Annotated in this window: 15 protein-coding genes; 9 read left to right on the top strand and 6 right to left on the bottom strand. The window is 67.9% G+C overall.

The genetic code is table 11. From position 1 onward, the window contains the following. Positions 1-185: 185 nt before the first annotated feature. Positions 186-1,874 carry an ATP-binding protein gene (locus tag SBI20_RS07325; RefSeq protein WP_411911503.1) on the top strand — a complete coding sequence of 563 codons (1,689 nt, stop codon included), beginning with the start codon at positions 186-188 and terminating at the stop codon, positions 1,872-1,874. Positions 1,875-1,922: 48 nt separating this feature from the next. Here SBI20_RS07325 and ygfZ read toward each other — a convergent pair whose 3' ends face one another. Next, positions 1,923-2,669, bottom strand: coding sequence for a CAF17-like 4Fe-4S cluster assembly/insertion protein YgfZ (gene ygfZ / locus SBI20_RS07320; protein ID WP_317974436.1), 747 nt, complete (start codon positions 2,667-2,669; stop codon positions 1,923-1,925). 38 nt (positions 2,670-2,707) lie between these two features. Between ygfZ and pyrC the strand changes: the two genes are divergently transcribed. Further along, positions 2,708-3,751 carry a dihydroorotase gene (gene pyrC / locus SBI20_RS07315; protein WP_317974435.1) on the top strand — a complete coding sequence of 348 codons (1,044 nt, stop codon included), beginning with the start codon at positions 2,708-2,710 and terminating at the stop codon, positions 3,749-3,751. A gap of 19 nt (positions 3,752-3,770) precedes the next feature. On the opposite strand, the gene rarD is transcribed toward pyrC, so the two are convergent. Next, positions 3,771-4,634: an EamA family transporter RarD gene (rarD, locus tag SBI20_RS07310; protein WP_317974434.1), complete on the bottom strand. Its 864-nt coding sequence runs from the start codon at positions 4,632-4,634 to the stop codon at positions 3,771-3,773. Between the two features lie 256 nt (positions 4,635-4,890). On the opposite strand from rarD, the gene SBI20_RS07305 reads away from it, so the two are divergent. Next, positions 4,891-5,442 carry a glycine zipper 2TM domain-containing protein gene (locus tag SBI20_RS07305; RefSeq protein WP_317974433.1) on the top strand — a complete coding sequence of 184 codons (552 nt, stop codon included), beginning with the start codon at positions 4,891-4,893 and terminating at the stop codon, positions 5,440-5,442. Positions 5,443-5,721: 279 nt separating this feature from the next. Next, on the top strand, positions 5,722-5,967 hold the full coding sequence (locus SBI20_RS07300; RefSeq protein WP_317974432.1) for a hypothetical protein: 246 nt from the start codon (positions 5,722-5,724) through the stop codon (positions 5,965-5,967). Positions 5,968-5,990: 23 nt separating this feature from the next. Here the strand turns inward: SBI20_RS07300 and SBI20_RS07295 are convergent, their stop codons facing one another. Both SBI20_RS07295 and SBI20_RS07290 read right to left on the bottom strand, forming a co-directional pair. Further along, positions 5,991-7,421 (bottom strand): succinylglutamate-semialdehyde dehydrogenase, encoded by a 1,431-nt coding sequence (locus SBI20_RS07295; protein ID WP_317974431.1) that lies wholly within the window; start codon positions 7,419-7,421, stop codon positions 5,991-5,993. Positions 7,422-7,514: 93 nt separating this feature from the next. Further along, positions 7,515-8,939 carry a protein adenylyltransferase SelO family protein gene (locus SBI20_RS07290; RefSeq protein ID WP_411911502.1) on the bottom strand — a complete coding sequence of 475 codons (1,425 nt, stop codon included), beginning with the start codon at positions 8,937-8,939 and terminating at the stop codon, positions 7,515-7,517. 91 nt (positions 8,940-9,030) lie between these two features. Here SBI20_RS07290 and SBI20_RS07285 point away from each other — a divergent pair, with 91 nt between their 5' ends. The 5 genes from SBI20_RS07285 to SBI20_RS07265 all read left to right on the top strand — a co-directional run bounded on the left by SBI20_RS07285 (position 9,031) and on the right by SBI20_RS07265 (position 15,059). Continuing rightward, positions 9,031-9,960, top strand: a complete 930-nt coding sequence (locus tag SBI20_RS07285; RefSeq protein ID WP_317974429.1) for an alpha/beta fold hydrolase — start codon at positions 9,031-9,033, stop codon at positions 9,958-9,960. A 7-nt stretch (positions 9,961-9,967) separates the two neighbouring features. After that, on the top strand, positions 9,968-11,116 hold the full coding sequence (locus SBI20_RS07280) for a glycosyltransferase family 4 protein (protein ID WP_317974428.1): 1,149 nt from the start codon (positions 9,968-9,970) through the stop codon (positions 11,114-11,116). Between the two features lie 139 nt (positions 11,117-11,255). Further along, on the top strand, positions 11,256-12,041 hold the full coding sequence (locus SBI20_RS07275; RefSeq protein ID WP_317974427.1) for a tetratricopeptide repeat protein: 786 nt from the start codon (positions 11,256-11,258) through the stop codon (positions 12,039-12,041). Between the two features lie 159 nt (positions 12,042-12,200). Further along, the gene (locus SBI20_RS07270; RefSeq protein WP_411911547.1) at positions 12,201-13,526 is read left to right on the top strand and encodes an outer membrane protein assembly factor BamB family protein; all 1,326 of its coding nucleotides are present in this window, start codon (positions 12,201-12,203) and stop codon (positions 13,524-13,526) included. Positions 13,527-13,637: 111 nt separating this feature from the next. Further along, on the top strand, positions 13,638-15,059 hold the full coding sequence (locus tag SBI20_RS07265) for a methyltransferase family protein (RefSeq protein WP_317974426.1): 1,422 nt from the start codon (positions 13,638-13,640) through the stop codon (positions 15,057-15,059). A 37-nt stretch (positions 15,060-15,096) separates the two neighbouring features. Here the strand turns inward: SBI20_RS07265 and SBI20_RS07260 are convergent, their stop codons facing one another. Together SBI20_RS07260 and SBI20_RS07255 are read right to left on the bottom strand one after the other, a co-directional pair. Continuing rightward, on the bottom strand, positions 15,097-15,396 hold the full coding sequence (locus SBI20_RS07260; protein WP_317974425.1) for a putative quinol monooxygenase: 300 nt from the start codon (positions 15,394-15,396) through the stop codon (positions 15,097-15,099). Between the two features lie 14 nt (positions 15,397-15,410). Next, positions 15,411-16,784: a glutamate--cysteine ligase gene (locus SBI20_RS07255; RefSeq protein ID WP_317974424.1), complete on the bottom strand. Its 1,374-nt coding sequence runs from the start codon at positions 16,782-16,784 to the stop codon at positions 15,411-15,413. Positions 16,785-16,856 lie beyond the last annotated feature (72 nt).

Raw genomic sequence — 16,856 nt, 5'->3', positions numbered from 1 at the left:
AACCCTGATGACGTAGCCCTGCTGATTGCAAAACAAGGGCGCGCAATGGCATGAGTGAGACGAGCAGGCAGGTTTTCATATCAATGGACCTGGCCGAACCGGTCGACAGGATTTCGCACGTTCCCGTGCAGGATGCATGGGGCGATCTTTCCGTGGACGGGACAACGGCGGAAGGGGGGCACCCGGTGCGATCCTTGAATGGTCATCCAGGGGGCCGCGAACAACCCGAAGTTCCCCGCGATCCGCCGCCGTCGGCCTGCGCGTTGCAGCCCATCGGCATGGTTGTCGACGTGTCGGGTTCGGGCGGGCTGATCGCACTCGATCTGCACCGGCTGGAGGAATGCAGCGCCGACGAAGACCCTACCGTGGCCATGTCGGGGCAGGTCAGCAGCCAGATCAAGCTGCGCGTGGGAACCGACCGCGACGGGGGCTGGCTGCTCGGCTCGGTGCGCAACCAGCGGCGTGACGGCAAGGTCGAAGCGGGGGCGCTGGCCCAGGTGGACTTTCTGGGCGAGGGCGAGGAAGACCCGGAAACCGGGCGTATCACGGGCTTTCGGCGCGGTGTGACCCGCTATCCGGTGCCCGGCGCGCTCGCCTATCCGGCCACCAGCGCCGACTTGCGCCAGATCTATGCGAGCGACGGGCGCAACAACGTGACCGTGGGCACCGTCTTCCCGACGCGCGACATCCGCGCCGGGCTCTATGTCGATCCGCTGCTGGGCAAGCATTTCGCGCTGCTCGGCTCGACCGGCACCGGCAAGTCGACCGCCGCCGCGCTGATCCTCCATCGCATCTGCGACATGGCGCCCGAAGGCCATATCGTGATGATCGACCCCCATGGCGAATATATGGCGGCCTTCCGCGAGAGCGGGCAACTGTTCGACGTGTCGAACCTCCAGATGCCCTACTGGCTGATGAACTTCGAGGAACACTGCGAGGTCTTCCTCACCAGCACCGGGGCCGACCGCCAGATCGACGCCGACATTCTGGCCAAGTGCCTGCTGATGGCGCGCCAGAAGAACCGGCTGGCCGAACAGGTGGGGCGTATCACGCAGGATTCGCCGATTCCCTACCTGCTCTCGGACTTGTGCATCATCCTCCAGAACGAGATGGGCAAGCTCGACAAGGGGCATACCTCGGTGCCCTACATGCGGGTGAAGAGCAAGATCGAGGAAATCCGCGCCGACCCGCGCTACCAGTTCATGTTTTCGGGCATGCTGGTGGGCGACACGATGGCCGATTTTCTCGGGCAGTTGTTCCGCCTGCCTGCCCATGGCAAGCCGATCTCGATCATCGACGTTTCGGGTGTGCCCTCGGAAATCACCTCGACGGTGGTGGCCGTGCTCAGCCGTCTGGTCTTCGACTATGCGATCTGGTCGCGGCAGGAAGAGACCCGGCCGATCCTGCTCGTGTGCGAGGAAGCCCACCGCTATGTGCCCAGCGAGCGCAATGCGAACGGCTCGTCGGTCGGGCGCATCCTGTCGCGGATCGCCAAGGAAGGGCGCAAATATGGCGTTTCGCTCGGCCTGATCACCCAGCGGCCTTCGGACCTTGCCGAAGGCGTGCTCTCGCAATGCGGGACGATCATCGCCATGCGCCTCAACAACGACCGCGACCAGCAGTTCGTGCGCGCGGCCATGCCCGAGGGCGCGCGCGGCTTTCTCGATGCGATTCCCGCCTTGCGCAATCGCGAATGCATCATCTGTGGCGAGGGTGTGACGATCCCGATCCGCGTGGCCTTCGACGATCTGGATGCGGCGCGGCGACCGGCTTCGGCTGATCCTTCGTTCAGCCAGCTCTGGACGCGCAGCGGCGGCGAGGCCGAGAGCGTGGCGCGCACCGTGCAGCGGTGGCGGGCGCAAAGCCGGTTTTGAGGGGGCGGGGGAGCGCGGCTCCCCCACACACCGCGCCCGTTCAATCCGTCATTCGCCCGCAGAAGCGGCCAGCGCCGGCGCCAGCCAGTGGGGCGGGTGGGTGATGGCTTCTGTCCGCAGATGGTCGACCGCCAGCCCCAGATCGGGATAGGCCACGCGCTGGCGCGCCGGGTCGGACTGGTCGAGCGGGACGACCGCGAGGCGGCGGTTGACCTTCTGGCGCCAGTTCATCCGCGCGGTGTTTTCCTGCCCGACATAGCAGCCCTTGGTGAAGCTCACCCCGTTGAGTTCGGCGGCATTGGCTTCGAGCCAGAGCGTCTGGTCGCTGCCCAGTTCGGCCAGCCCCTCGGTCACGCCCAGTTTCAGGCGGTGGGCCAGCCACTGCGCATCGACGGCCACGTCGTCGTCGGCCATCGGGCCGATCCAGCGCTGGCCGAGCGCGGCAAGGCGCGGATCGGCCGCGCCCCCATCGCCCGTGTGCCCTTCCCAGAACACGCCGAGGTCTTCGGCCAGCGCAATCGTGATCTTGCGGCGCAGGCGATAGAGCGACAGGCGGCGGACCAGCGCGGGGGCCTGCGCGGCCTCGACATCGAGCAGCAGCGCATCGGCCCCGTCGGGCCAGACGATGAAGTCGAACAGGGCCTTGCCCTGCGGGCTGAGCAGCCCGGCCCAGACCGGCAGCGGGCCTTTCACGTCATGGGTGACAAGGCCCTGGAGGAAGCCGGCGACATCCTCTCCGGGGGCGGAGGGAGACAGGCGCACCAGCGCGCGATCGAACAGGCGGGGATTGCTCATGTCTGGAAGATAGGAAACCAAACGCCTAAGGGGAAGCCATGGACCCGAAAACGACTCTCACCATCCGCCGCCCCGATGACTGGCACGTTCACTTGCGCGACGGCGCGATGCTCGAAGGCGTCGTGCCCTATACCGCGCGCCAGTTCGCGCGGGCCATCGTCATGCCCAACCTCTCGCCGCCGATGACCGACGTGGCCGGGGTTTCGGCCTATCGCGACCGGATCATGGCTGCCCTGCCGCAGGGCAGCGATTTCCAGCCGCTGATGACGCTGTACCTGACCGACCACACCGACCCCGACGAAGTCGAGCGCGGCCATGGCGCGGGCGTGTTCACTGCCGCCAAGCTCTATCCCGCCCATGCCACGACCGGCTCGGCCCACGGGGTGAGCGCTGTCGGGAAAATCTATCCGGTGCTCGAACGCATGCAGAAAATCGGCATGCCGCTGCTGATCCATGGCGAAGTGACCAGTGCCGATGTCGACATCTTCGACCGCGAGGCGGTGTTCATCGAACGCACGATGAGCAAGCTGGTGGGCGATTTCCCCGCGCTGAAAATCGTGTTCGAGCACATCACCACGCAGGAAGCCGCGCAGTTCGTCGAAAGCGGCAGCGCCAACCTTGGCGCCACGATCACGCCCCAGCACCTGCATATCAACCGCAATGCCATGCTGGTGGGCGGCATGCGCCCCCATGCCTATTGCCTACCGGTGGCCAAGCGCGAGAAGCACCGTCTGGCGCTGCGCAAGCTGGCGACCTCGGGCTTCGACCGGGTGTTCCTGGGCACCGACACCGCGCCTCATGCGCGGCACCTGAAGGAAAGCGCGTGTGGCTGCGCCGGGCTGTTCAACGCGCCCTTTGCGCTCGAAAGCTATGTGGCGGTGTTCGACGAGGAAGGCGCGCTCGATAAATTCGAGGCCTTTGCCAGCGAGAACGGCCCGCGTTTCTATGGCCTGCCGCTCAACGAGGGGACCGTCACCCTCGAAAAGGCGCCCGTCGAAGTGCCCGCCGAGATCGCGGCGGGGGGCACCGTGCTGGTGCCGTTCCATGCCGGCGAGACGCTGGCATGGCGCCTGAAAGCCTGAATGGTGGCGGGGGCGCGGATCAGCCGGTCCGCGCCTTCCACTTGCGCCACAGGTCGAGGCTGAACAGCCCGATGGCGCCCCAGATCGCCACGAAGCAGATCGTGCGGGCCGGATCGAGCGGCTCGTGGAACAGCAGCGCGCCCAGCACGAACAGGATCGTGGGCGTGATAAACTGGGCAAAGCCGAGGATCGAGAGGTCGAGCTTGCGCGCGGCCACGGTGAACAGCAGCAGCGGGATCGCTGTGACCGGACCGGAAGCCATCAGCAGCCACGGCACGAGGCCGGGCCGCGCCATGCCGCCGCCCGAAGGCCCGCCCGCGGCATGGAGCACGACCGCCAGCGCCGGGCCGAGCAGAACCGCCGTCTCGACCGTCAGCCCGACGACGGCGGGCACCGGCACGAACTTGCGGATCACGCTGTAGGCACAGAACGACGAGGCCATCGCCAGTGCCATGCCCAGAATGGACAGGTCGCCCGCCGAGAGCACCGCAATCCCCACCCCGGCCAGACCCACTGCGGCCCATTGCAGCCCGGACAATCGCTCCTTGAGGATGAACACCCCGATCAGCACGTTGAGCAGCGGGGTGATGTAATAGCCCAGGCTCGCGGCCAGAACCTGATGATGGGCGATGGTGATCAGATAGGTCAGCCAGTTGGCGCCCACCGCCAGCGCGCTGAGCACGAGCTTGCCCAGCACCGCCGGATTGCTCACCGCCCGGCGCAGCGAGGGGCCAAGCCCCGTCGCAAAGACCACCACGATGCAGAACGGCAGCGCGCAGACGATCCGCCAGCTTACCAGTTCGAACGGGGGGACGCTTTCCAGAGCGTGGAAATAGACCGCGAAAAAGCCCCACAGAACATAGGCCAGGACCGCAGCGCCCAATCCTTGAAGTCCATTTTGGCCCTGAAGTCCATTTGGGCCGCCCGAAGAGACTGGGCCCGGTCCTTTCTGTTGGTCGTTCATCGCGCGAGAGTGGCAGGTCGGCGCGAGGGCGCCAAGGGGGCTGCGCCAAGCGCGGGTCCAAAAAATATTCCGCTTTGCCCTGTTCCTGACAAGGACGTTGCAGGCCGTTCAGGTTGGCGGGGGTAAACATGAACAAACGCAAGGATGATCCGCTAGCCGGAACAGGAGATTGATCATGACCGCATCGGGGACCGCACTGGGCAAGTTCATGAAGGGCCGCAAGATTGTGATGGGTCTGGTTGCTGGCGCCACGCTGGCGGCAGGGGCTCTCCCGGCGTCGGCGGCGATGGCCATGCCCGCTGTTTCGGCGCAGGCGCATTCGGGTCTGGATGCCAACTGGGGCTGGGGCCGCGATGGCGACTGGGGCGACGGCTGGAATCATGGCGACGACCGGGGCGAATGGCGCGGTGGTTATGGCCGTGGCTACGACCGCGGGTATGACCGTGGATATGACGGGTATCGCGGCTATGACCGGGGCTACGACGATTATCGTGGCGGCTATCGCGATGTCGAATATCGCGGCCGCTCGTGGCGCGGCGACGATGGCCGTTATTATTGCCGCCGCAACGACGGCACCACCGGCTTGCTGGTGGGCGGCGCGGCGGGCGCGCTGATCGGTCAGGGTGTGGCGGGCCGGGGCGACCGGACGCTGGGCGCGATCCTCGGGGCTGCCGGTGGCGCCCTGTTGGGCAAGGCTGTCGACCAGAACCATTCGCGGTGCCGCTGAAGGCTGAAGGTTTTTGATGAGGTGCGCTCTGCCCGGCCAAAGGGACCGGAGCCTTGCCCGACGACGGAGTCTGGCCGTCGACTGGTCGGACGGGCAAGGCCCGCCAAGGTGGTGGCGGGTTCGGGCAGAGACGGGGGCTTGCGCCGGTGGCTGGCGCAAGCCCCTTTTTTGTCCCGGAAAAAGCGGGCAGGCATGGTAACCGTGCTATAACCACGTCTGGGGCAGGACATGCCCCATGGAATTCTTGCCCCCGATGAACACGTCCGCCCGATGAGAAGCTTGCAAGCGTCGCGTCTGTTGCTGTCTGGCGGCGTGCTGGCGTTGTGCCTCGCGCTGGCGGGCTGTGGCGATGATGACGAGCATCATGCGCCGGTCGACGCCGATCCGGCGATGGCTGCCGCGATCGAGGGGCCCTTGATGACCGACCCGGATCTTTCGCAAAAGAACATGGGCGCCATGGCCGCCGTACCGGGCGGGCCGATCGATCCGGCGACCCCGCTGCCCGACAGCCCTGATCCGCGCTGAACCCTGTCAGGTCCGGTGTGCTGTCAGGGAAGGCTGAGGCCGACCCCGATCGAGGCGCGCGGCTGCTCCATTTCCGCCGAGGCGACCGGATAGGCGCAACTGTCGGCGGCATAGAACGCGCCGGGCCGCTGGTTGCCCGAAAAGCCCAGACCGCCCAGCGGCGCTGCGGGCGAGATGCCGTTGGTCGGGCGGTTCCAGTTGATCACCCCGGCGCGGACATGGGCCCAGAAGCGGTCATAGTCCTGCGGGCTGCCCCCGATCAGCGCGGCGGTCAGGCCAAAGCGCGTGGCGTTGGCCTGGGCAATCGCCGCGTCGAAATCGTCGACCCGGATCACTTGCAGGATCGGCCCGAACAGTTCGACATCGGGACGCTCGGCCATCGCGGTCACGTCGATGATCGCGGGGGCGAGGAACGGCAGGTCGCCGCGCGGGCGGGTGAGGTGGCGGATCGGCTTGCCGCCGTGGGAGAGCAGGTAGAGGAAGCTTTCGGTCAGGCCATCGGCGGCGCGGCTGTCGATCACCGGGCCCATGAACGGGGCGGGTTCGTCGAACGGGGCGCCCACCAGCAGCCGGTCGGCCAGTCGCTTCACTTCGCCGACCACCGCGTCGTAAAGGCCGGCCTTGACGATCAGCCGCCGCGCCGCCGTGGCGCGCTGGCCCGCCGTGGTGAACGCCGATTGCACGACGAGGGCGGCGGCATCGGCGATCTTGGGCGTGTCCCAGACCACGATGGGGTTGTTGCCGCCCATTTCGAGCGCGGTGATCTTGCCCGGCTGGGTGGCGAGCTGGCGATTGATGGCCAGCCCGGTCAGGCTCGAACCGGTGAACAGCACGCCGTCGACATCGGGATGGGCGACCAGATCGCGCCCTTCCTCGCCCGCGCCGACCAGCAATTGCAGCGTGGTCGCCGGAACGCCCGCGCGGTGAAAACAGCGCAGCAGCATCTCGGCGCTGGCCGGGGCTTTTTCCGAGGGCTTGAGGATCACCGCATTGCCCGCGATCAGCGCGGGCACGACATGGCCCGCCGGGGCCTGGATCGGCAGGTTGAACGGGCAGATCACGGCCATGACCCCGTGGGGCTTGTGGCGCAGCGCGGTCGTGCCCTGAAGCGCGCTGTCGAACCGGCGCTGGCCGGTGCGCTCGGCGCAGGCGCGCACGGCGACTTCGACTTTGGCGAGCACCACATCGACTTCGCCGCGCGCTTCCCACAAGGGCTTGCCGGTTTCCTGCGCGACGAGCGCGGCCAGTTCCCCGGCGTCCTTGCGAACCTCGTTGGCGAACCGGCGCATGAGTTCGATGCGCGTGGTCAGCGGCTGGGCGGCCCAGCCCGGCCAGGCCCGGCGGGCGCGGGCCACGCAAGCCCCGACATCGCCCCTCGGCGCGCGCCAGATCGGCTCGCCCGTGGCGGGCGCGAAAGAGACGATCTCGGCGCCTGAAGCGGGCGCGGGTTCCATTCTTGGGGTAATTTCGGGCGTCACGAGAGCAGCTTGTAAACCTGAAGCGTTACGAATGGGTCAGCAAACCGTTCGGGAACAGGGTCCAGTCGATCACGATGCGATTCCCGCTGTCCAGCCCAGTGTCCAGCCCTGTGCCTGGGGCAGCGGGGCGGGAGCCAGTGCCTCGCCCATGGTGCGGATCGCGGCGACTTTGGCGTCCAGCAGGCTCCAGTCGTCGTGTTCGGCAATCGGAGCCCATATCGCTTCGACTTCCTCGATCAGCAGGCTTTGCGGGGTTTCGTCGTGCCACCAGGGATGGGCGTCGGCCACGCGCTCGTAGGGGCTGAGGGCGGGCAGCGTGGGCGCGCGGCGCTGGGCGAAGAAGAAGGCGTCGGGGCCGATGTCCTGCGCGCGCATGGCGTCCTGCGAGGCTTCGACGAGGGCGGCGTCGGTCTCCGCGTCGCGCGGGACCACCCCGAGCCGCCAGCACCAGCGGCGGGCCAGCGCGGCCTTGTAGAGCGGCACGAAGCGGTCGAGCGCGGCGATCAGCGGCGGGGCTTCCTCGACCAGGCGCAGCGCGACGGCCATCTGCCCGCAGTTCCAGCCGATGGCCTCGGCCTGACGGCCAAACGCATAGCGCCCGGCATGGTCGAAATAGGCGGCGGTGAACCCGGCGTCCCAGCGCGGCAGCCAGCGCCACGGGCCATAGTCGAAGCTTTCGCCGGTGATGTTCATGTTGTCGGTGTTGAGCACGCCGTGGACGAAGCCGGCGACGGTATAGCTGGCGGCCATGTCGGCCATGCGGGCCACGACGTGGTGGAGCAGGGTGGCCGCCGGGCTCAGGCCTGAGGGGGCCGTATCGGGGCTCGCGGGGAAATTTTCGAGGGCATAGGCGATCAGCGCGTGCATTTCCTCGGGCTTGTCGAGCGCGAGCAGGCGCTGGAACGTGCCGATGCGGATATGGCCGTGGCTCAGCCGCACGAGCACGGCCGAGCGGGTGGGCGAGGGTTCGTCGCCGCGCCACAGGCTTTCGCCGGTCTCGATGACGGAGAACGTGCGGCTGGTGTTGACGCCGAGGGCTTCGAGCATTTCGGTGGCGAGAATCTCGCGCACGGCGCCCTTGAGCGTCAGCCGCCCGTCGCCCCGGCGGCTCCACGGTGTCTGCCCCGAACCCTTGGTGCCAAGATCCATCAGGCGCCCGTGCGCGTCGCGCAATTGCGCAAAGGTGAAGCCGCGCCCATCGCCCAGTTCGGGGTTGTACGAACCGAACTGGTGCCCGTGATAGCGCAGCGCGAGCGGCTGGGGGAAATTGTCGGGAAGGGGCACGAAGCGCCCGAAATGGGCGATCCATTCCGCCGGCGTGAGGTTCTCCAGCCCCACTTGCGCGGCGGCGCGATCGTTGCGGAAACGCAGGCGCGTCTCGGGGAAATCGGCCGCCTCGACCGGGTCGCCCAGCCAGGAGGCCAGCGCGAGCAGGCGCGGATCGGGGCGATAGGGCGTGGATCGGGTGGTCACGGCTTGCGGCAAAGGCTCCATTCTTCCATTAGTGGGGGGCGCAGCGCGGCGAGGCAAGCCGCCATCGACAGTCTGTCGCGCCGTACGAGACGCAAGAGAGCAAGGGTTGGCCATGGCCGCATTCGAGATTCGCAGCTGGACCAGCCCGGATGGCCTGCGCCTGGCCTACCGTGTTTATGAGCCGGAGAACGGCGGCGAAGGGGGCGATGCGGGAGAGGGGGAGGCGCGCCTGCCGGTGATCTGCCTGCCCGGCCTCACCCGCAATGCCCGCGATTTCGAGGATCTGGCGCTGCATCTGGCCGCAGGGGGGCGCCGCGTGTTCTGCCCGGACCTGCGCGGGCGGGGCGAGAGCGACTATGCGCGCGACGCGATGAGCTATCAGCCGCCGGTCTATGTCGAGGATCTGGCCGGACTGTTCGAGGCCGAGGGGATCACCCGGTTCATCGCCGTGGGCACCTCGCTGGGCGGCATTCTGACCATGATGATGGCCGCGACACGACCCGGCCTGATCGCCGGGGCCGTGCTCAACGACATCGGCCCGGTGATCGATCCGGTCGGGCTCGAACGCATCGGCGGCTATGTCGGGCAGGGGCGCAGCTATCTGACCTGGATGCATGCCGCGCGCGGGCTGCAAGAGACGATGGCCGAAATCTATCCCGATTTCGCGATTGGGGACTGGCTGCGTCTGGCCAAGCGGCTCATGGCGTTGGGCACGGGCGGGCGCATCGCCTTCGATTACGACATGAACATCGCCGAACCCATCGACGCGGCGGCCAAGGCCCGCGACGAGGCTGCGCAGGAGACCGGCACAGCGGCCCCGGCGGCAGACTTGTGGCCCTTGTTCAAGGCCTTGTCCGGGGTGCCGCTGGTGGTCGTCCATGGCGCGCTGTCGGACATTCTCTCGGGCGAGACCGCGCAGGCCATGGCCGCGCAGCACCCGGATTGCGAACTGGTCACCCTGCCGCGCGTGGGCCATGCCCCCACGCTCGACGAGCCCGAAGCGCGCGCGGCCATCGACCGTCTGCTCGCCCGCCTGTCCTGAGAGGCTGATGGTGTCTTCCGGTGCCCGCCCGCATGTCCTGCACCTCCATTCCTCGTTCGATGCCGGGGGCAAGGAGCGGCGCAGCGTTGCGCTGATGAACCGCTTTGGCGCCGGGATCGATCATTCGGTGGTTTCGGCCCAGCCCGGCGCGCTGGGGGCCAGGGCGCTGCTGGCGCCTGATATCCGGGTGCATTTCCCGTTCGGGTTCCCTCCGCTGGCGGGCAAGCTGCGGATGGGGCGCCTCAAGACGCTGGCGCGCGGGATGCAGGGGTTCGACCTGATCTGCACCTACAACTGGGGGGCGATGGATGCGGTCATGGCGCACGCCATCTTTGCCCCGCTGATGGGCCTTGCCCCGCTGGTCCACCACGAGGACGGCTTCAATGCCGACGAGGCCGATGGCCTGCTGGCCCGGCGCAACTGGTTCCGCCGCATTGCGCTGGCCCGTGCAAGCGCGGTGATCGTGCCCTCGCAGCGCCTCGAAACCATCGCGCGCGAGGTCTGGCACCAGCCCGAGGGCCGGGTTCACCGCATCGTCAACGGGATCGATACCGCCGCCTATGCCCGCAAGGCGAAAGCCGATGCGCTGCCCCGCGTGATCAAGCGGCCCGGCGAAAAGTGGCTGGGAACGCTGGCCGGGCTGCGCCCGGTCAAGGACTTGCCCCGGCTGGTCCGCGCGTTCCGGGGCATGCCCGAAAACTGGCATCTGGTGATCCTGGGCGAGGGGCCCGAGCGCGAGGCGATCGTGCAGGAGGCCATCGCGCTCGAAGTGGGGCACCGCGTTCACCTGCCCGGCCATGTGCCCGATCCGGCGGCGGCGGTGGGGCTGTTCGACCTGTTTGCACTGTCGAGCCGGAGCGAGCAGTTCCCGCTCTCGGTGGTCGAGGCGATGGCCGCGGGGCTGGCCGTGGTGAGCCCGGCGGTGGGCGATGTGGCGGCGATGGTGGCACCCGAAAACGCCCCGTTCATCACCCCTTCCGCTGACGATGCCGCGCTTGCCCATGCGCTCGAAACTCTGGCCGAGGACGAGGCGGCCCGCCGCCGGATCGGCGAGGCCAACCGCGTGCTGGCCCGCCGCGACTATGACGAAGGCGTGATGGCGCAGCGTTATGGCGCGGTCTATGCCCGCGCCATGGGGCGCGAGCGCTTCCCCTGATGGACCGGTTCGGGCCTTCACGGCTGGTTCAGCGGGGGACAGCCAGCATCATTGCCGTTGAAATGGTGGCGCCATCCGCTAAACACCGCCAGATTCCCTGAAATACGTCATTCCAGACTTTAACGCCGAAAGCGCAGCCTTGGCCCTGAGACCGAATAGCCCGCAGTCCCGTTCCGACCAACTTGCCGCCGCGCGCGCCGCGCAAGGCAATGTCTTTGCCCGCGAAGTCGATGATGCGCTGCGGGCCGACGCCGCGATGGAGGCCGTGCGCCGCTGGGGCATCCCGGTGGGGGCCGCGCTCGTGGCGGGCCTGCTCGGGCTGGGCGGATGGCTGTGGTACGACACCCATCAGGCCAACCAGCGCGGGATTCAGGGCGAATCCATGACGCAAGTGCTCGATTCCGTCGAGGCACAGCGCACCGCCGATGTCGCCGCCCCGCTCGGCGCGCTGATCAAGAATGGCACCCCCGGCTACAAGGCGACGGCCCAACTGCTCCAGGCGGGCATCGCCCAGGATCAGGCCAAGGGCGATGCGGCCAAGCTGGCCAAGGCCGCCGGAGACTTTGCCGCCGTGGCCAGCGACAGCGCCGCGCCGCAGGCCCTGCGCGACCTTGCCTCGATCCGCGAAGTGGCGATCCGCTTCGATGCGATGCAGCCCCAGCAGGTGGTCGACCGTCTCAAGCCGCTGGCCGTGCCGGGCAATCCGTGGTTCGGCAGCGCGGGCGAACTGGTCGCCATGGCCTATCTCAGGCAGAACAAGCCCGATCTGGCCGGACCGCTGTTTGCCGCGCTCGCCAAGGACAAGACCGTGCCCGATTCGATCCGCCAGCGTGCGCGCCAGATGGCAGGCGCACTTGGCGTCGATGCGGTCGACGACGTGGCCGCGCTGATGGCGCAGAGTGCCGGTCAGGCCGCTGGGCAATAAGCAAGGCCCATTCATTCTGCGAGCGGCAACCGCCTCTGCGCACAGCCCCCGCCGCCAGCGCGCAGGCCGGGGCATGACAGGACAAGGAAGACAGGCATGATCCGCATTCCCCGCCAGCCCCGTGCCGGCACGGCGCAAGAAACCGGTATTGGCCGCGGGATGAGCCTGAGGCTGAGCCTCGCGCTGGGGATGGGCATCGCTGCGCTGGGTCTGGGCGGCTGCGCCGCGCACAAGCCCAAGATCAAGGCGACGCCGACGGTCGGCAACCGCATTCCCGTGCTCTCGCACATCGAATCGGGCACCAAGGTCGATACCGCGCTCGCCTCGATGGATGTCGTGGTGCCCGCGCCCGAGGTCAATTCGCAGTGGGCCCAGGGCGGCGGCACGGCCAGCAAGGCTTCGGGCCACCTCGCGCTGGCCGACGCGCCGCGCAAGGTGTGGAGCGTGCGCATCGCCGGGTCTTCGCCCCAGCAGCGCCTTGGCGCCTCGCCCGTCGTGGGCGGCGGCCTGCTCTATGCGATGGACACCAAGGGCATCGTCCATGCCTTCGACGACAACACCGGGCGCGAAAAGTGGCAGCAGGGCTTCCGCCTGCCCAAGAAGAACGATTCGATCTTCGGCGGCGGGGTGAGCTTCGATGAAGGTTCGGTCTATATCACGACCGGCCTTGGCGAAGTGGCCGCGCTCGATGCCACCGACGGCAAGATCAAGTGGCGGGTCAAGCCCGCAGGGCCGCTGCGCGGGGCGCCCACGGTCGCGTTCGGCGCGGTCTACGTGATGACGCAGGACAACCAGATCATCGCGCTCAATATCGCTGATGGCACCAGCTTGTGGAACGAATCGGCCTCCACCACCCAGAGCGGCGTGTTCGGCGTGGCCGCGCCCGCTGCCGGGCAGGGCACCGTGATCGCGGGCTACAGCTCGGGCGAACTGGTCGCCTATCGCTATGAAAACGGGCGCCAGTTGTGGTCGGACGCGCTCGCGCGCACGTCGATCGCCACCAGCGTCTCGACCATCACCGACATCGACGCCGACCCGATCATCGAGAGCGGCCACGTCTATGCGCTGGGTCAGGGCGGGCGCATGGCGGCCTATGAACTGGTCAGCGGCCAGCGCATCTGGGAACTCAACCTTGCCGGGATCTCCACCCCGGCGGTGGCGGGCGAGTGGATCTTCACGCTGACTGACGAGGCCAAGCTGCTGTGCATCGCCAAGGCCAGCGGCAAGGTCCGCTGGATGAGCCAGCTTCCCCGCTATGTCAGCCCCAAGAAGAAGGAAAAGCCGATCTTCTGGACCGGCCCGGTGCTGGCGGGCAACAAGCTCTGGGCGGCCAATTCGCGCGGGCAGATCGTCAAGGTGACGGTGGGCGACGGCACGATGGCCGTGGCGGGCCGGGTCAACGCGCCCGTTACGCTCGCGCCGATCGTGGCCGACAAGACGCTCTACGTCCTCGACGACAGCGGCGCGATCACCGCCTGGCGCTGAGCGGACCGGGCGCTTGGGAACATCGGGGGCGGGGGCAGGGCACAGGGGCCTGCTCCCGCCTTTTTGCATGTCTTCACGCAATTTCCACCTTGATGCTATAACCGGGCGGGCATGACGCAAACGCCCGTTTCTAAAGCGCCCGTTTTTGGCGCCCCGCCGCGCCCGGCCAGCGATGTTTCCGCCGCCGTGGGGCTGGCGGGCCTTGCCGGGCTCATGGTCTGGGTGGCGATCTGCCGGGCCTGGCCCGAGATCGGCGCGGCGCTGAACCTGCCCGGCCCGCGCGAGCGGCTGGCCGGATCGAGCGCGGCGGTGCTGGCGCTGGTCTTTTCGGGCACGCCGATGGTGCTGTGGTCGCTGCTGGTCGACAAAGTCCACTTGCGCCCCTCGACCGGGATCGACTGGTCGGCCCCGCGCCCGTTGCGCGCCGTGACCGACGGGGCGATGACCAAGCTGGCGGGTCTGTGGGCGACATGGGGGCTGATCGCCTTCGTCTATTGCCTCGCGCGGTGGTATTGGCGCGGGCCATATGTGTTCGCGATGGACCTGCTCGAACAGGCCGCGCCGCTGCTGTTTCTGGGCGCCATTCCCTATGTGCTCTGGCTCGATCGCGTGCTGGTTGAGCCGCGCGACGGGGCCTGGCATTTTGGGGCCATGCTGATCGGGCGCGAGGCCTATGACCGCGAACAGGTCTGGCACCATTTGCGCGCGTGGAGCGTCAAGGGCTTCTTCTGCGCCTTCATGATCTCGATCCTGCCGGGCGGCTTTGGCGCGGTGGTCGAGGCCGACTGGAGCCGGTTGGGAGCCGATCCGGTGGCCTGGTCGAACGCGGCGATTTCGGCGATGTTCATGATCGACGTGCAGATCGCGATGGTCGGCTATCTGCTGACGATGAAGCCGCTCGATGCGCAGATCCGCACGGCCAATCCGTTTCTGGCGGGCTGGGTGGCGGCGCTGATCTGCTATCCGCCGTTCGTGCTGATGGGCGGCGGCGGGGTGCTCGACTATCACCAGAACACCGCCGAATGGACGTATTGGCTGGCCGGGCACCCGGCGCTGCTGTGGCTCTGGGGCGGGATCATGGTCGTGCTCACGGGCATCTATGCCTGGGCGACGGTGGCCTTTGGCCTGCGCTTTTCCAACCTGACGTGGCGCGGGGTGGTTACCAACGGGCCCTATGCGTGGACGCGGCACCCGGCCTATCTGTCGAAGAACCTGTTCTGGTGGCTGGCGACGCTGCCGTTTCTGGTAACGACCCACTCGCTGGTCGACGCGGTGCGCAACACGGTGATCCTCGGGATCGTCAGCGGGGTCTATTTCTGGCGCGCGAAGACCGAGGAGCGCCACCTTCTGGCCGCCGACCCCAAATATCGCGCCTATCACGCGTGGATGGGGGAAAACGGCCCGGTCACCCGCCGTCTGGCCGCGCTGGAGAACGCTCTCGTCGGGCGCCGCCGGGGGGCTGGAGAGGGCGTGGTCAGAGAGGGTGGAGCCGGAGAGGAAAGCGGGCAGGGCGACCGGCACCCTGCCCAATAGGCCTGACTGTCAGGCCTGTTGCTTCACACCTGTCGCTTCATAGGGGCGTGCCTTCGTCGCTTTCGAAGGTGCGGATGTCGAAATCCGAAACGGCGAAGGCCTTCAGTCCTTCGAGCAGGGCGGCCATGTGCGGGGTCTGGAAATGGGCTTCGAGCGCGGCGCGGTCGCGCCACTTCTCGGTCACATGGACCAGCCCGGCGTCGAGCACGTCGTGCGAATAGGCATAGGCCAGGCAGCCGTCCTCGGCCCGCGTTGCCGCGATGACCGAGGCCATGAGCGGGCCTGCCGCCTCGACCGAGGAGGCAGGCAGGCGGAACGTGCCGATCACGAGGATCATGATGGTGTCTCCGCTCAGAACGTCTTGAGTGCGTAGACCTTCGACAGATCGCCGCCCCATTGCCCGTGATAGAGATCGAGCAGCCGCTCGGCCGGGGTCTTGCCACTGGCGACGATCTCGTCGAGCGGGGCCAGATAGCCGGTCTCGTTGTCGCCCGCGGCGTTGAGGCGTCCCCGCGCGGCAAGGCCGCCACGCGCGATGTCGAGCACGCGCGGCGCGATGTCGCGCAAGGTGCCGCCACCGGGAAGCGGGGCGTCGAGGCCGAGCTTGGGCACGCTGGCGCGCAAGGTCTCGCGGCCCGCCATGTCCCAGTCCTTGACCAGATCCCACGCCGCATCGAGCGCGCCCTGGTCATAGAGCAGGCCCACCCAGAATGCGGGCAGCGCGCAGATGCGATCCCACGGGCCGCCATCGGCGCCGCGCATTTCGAGGAACGATTTGAGGCGCACTTCGGGGAAGGCGGTCGACAGGTGGTCGGTCCAGTCCGCCAGCGTGGGCTTCTCGCCGGGCAGGGCGGGCAGGCGCCCTTCGAGGAAGTCGCGGAACGACTGGCCCGCCGCGTCGATATAGCGGCCCTCGCGGAACACGAAGTACATCGGCACGTCGAGCATGTAGTCGACATAGCGTTCGTAGCCGAAGCCCTCTTCGAACACGAAGGGCAGCATGCCCGTGCGCGCCGGGTCGGTGTCCGACCAGATATGGCTGCGATAGGACAGGAAGCCGTTGGGCTTGCCTTCGAGGAACGGCGAATTGGCGAACAGCGCGGTGGCCAGCGGTTGCAGGGCGAGGCTCACGCGGAACTTCTGCGCCATGTCCGCCTCGCTGCTGTAGTCGAGGTTGGTCTGGATCGTGCAGGTGCGCAGCATCATGTCGAGGCCCATCGTGCCCACGCGGGGCATGTGGCGCAGCATGATGTCATAGCGCCCCTTGGGCATGATCGGCAGTTCTTCGCGCGTCTTGTCGGGCCAGAGGCCCAGGCCCATGTAGGCAAGGCCGAACCGCTCGCCGATGGTCTTGACCTGGGCGAGGTGGCGCCCGGTTTCGGCGCAAGTCTGGTGGAGGTTTTCGAGCGGCGCGCCCGAAAGTTCGAGCTGGCCTGCCGGTTCGAGGCTGACCGTGCCGTCGGCCCCGGCCATGGCGATCACATTGTCGCCTTCCATGACCGGCTCCCAGCCGAATTCCTTCAGGCCCAGCAGCAGGTCGCGGATGCCACCGGGCTCGGCATAGGAGGGCGCGGCGTGATCGGCGGTGCGGTAGACGAACTTTTCGTGTTCGGTGCCGATCCTCCAGGCCTCACGGGGCTTTTCCCCACGCTCCATCGGCGCGACAAGCTGGTCGCGGCTCTCGATGATAGGATCGTTGCTATCTGAAACCTGTCGGGTGCTCATGCCCGCATGCGTTAGAGAACAAACCGGGTTTGCGCCAGCGATAAACGCGGGACGGGCCTTTCCAGAGCCGCA

This window comes from Novosphingobium sp. IK01, from assembly GCF_033242265.1.
Classification (GTDB): domain Bacteria; phylum Pseudomonadota; class Alphaproteobacteria; order Sphingomonadales; family Sphingomonadaceae; genus Novosphingobium; species Novosphingobium pituita.
The sequence above is the reverse complement of the archived record's forward strand: the minus strand, read 5'-3'. Positions and strand labels throughout refer to the sequence as shown.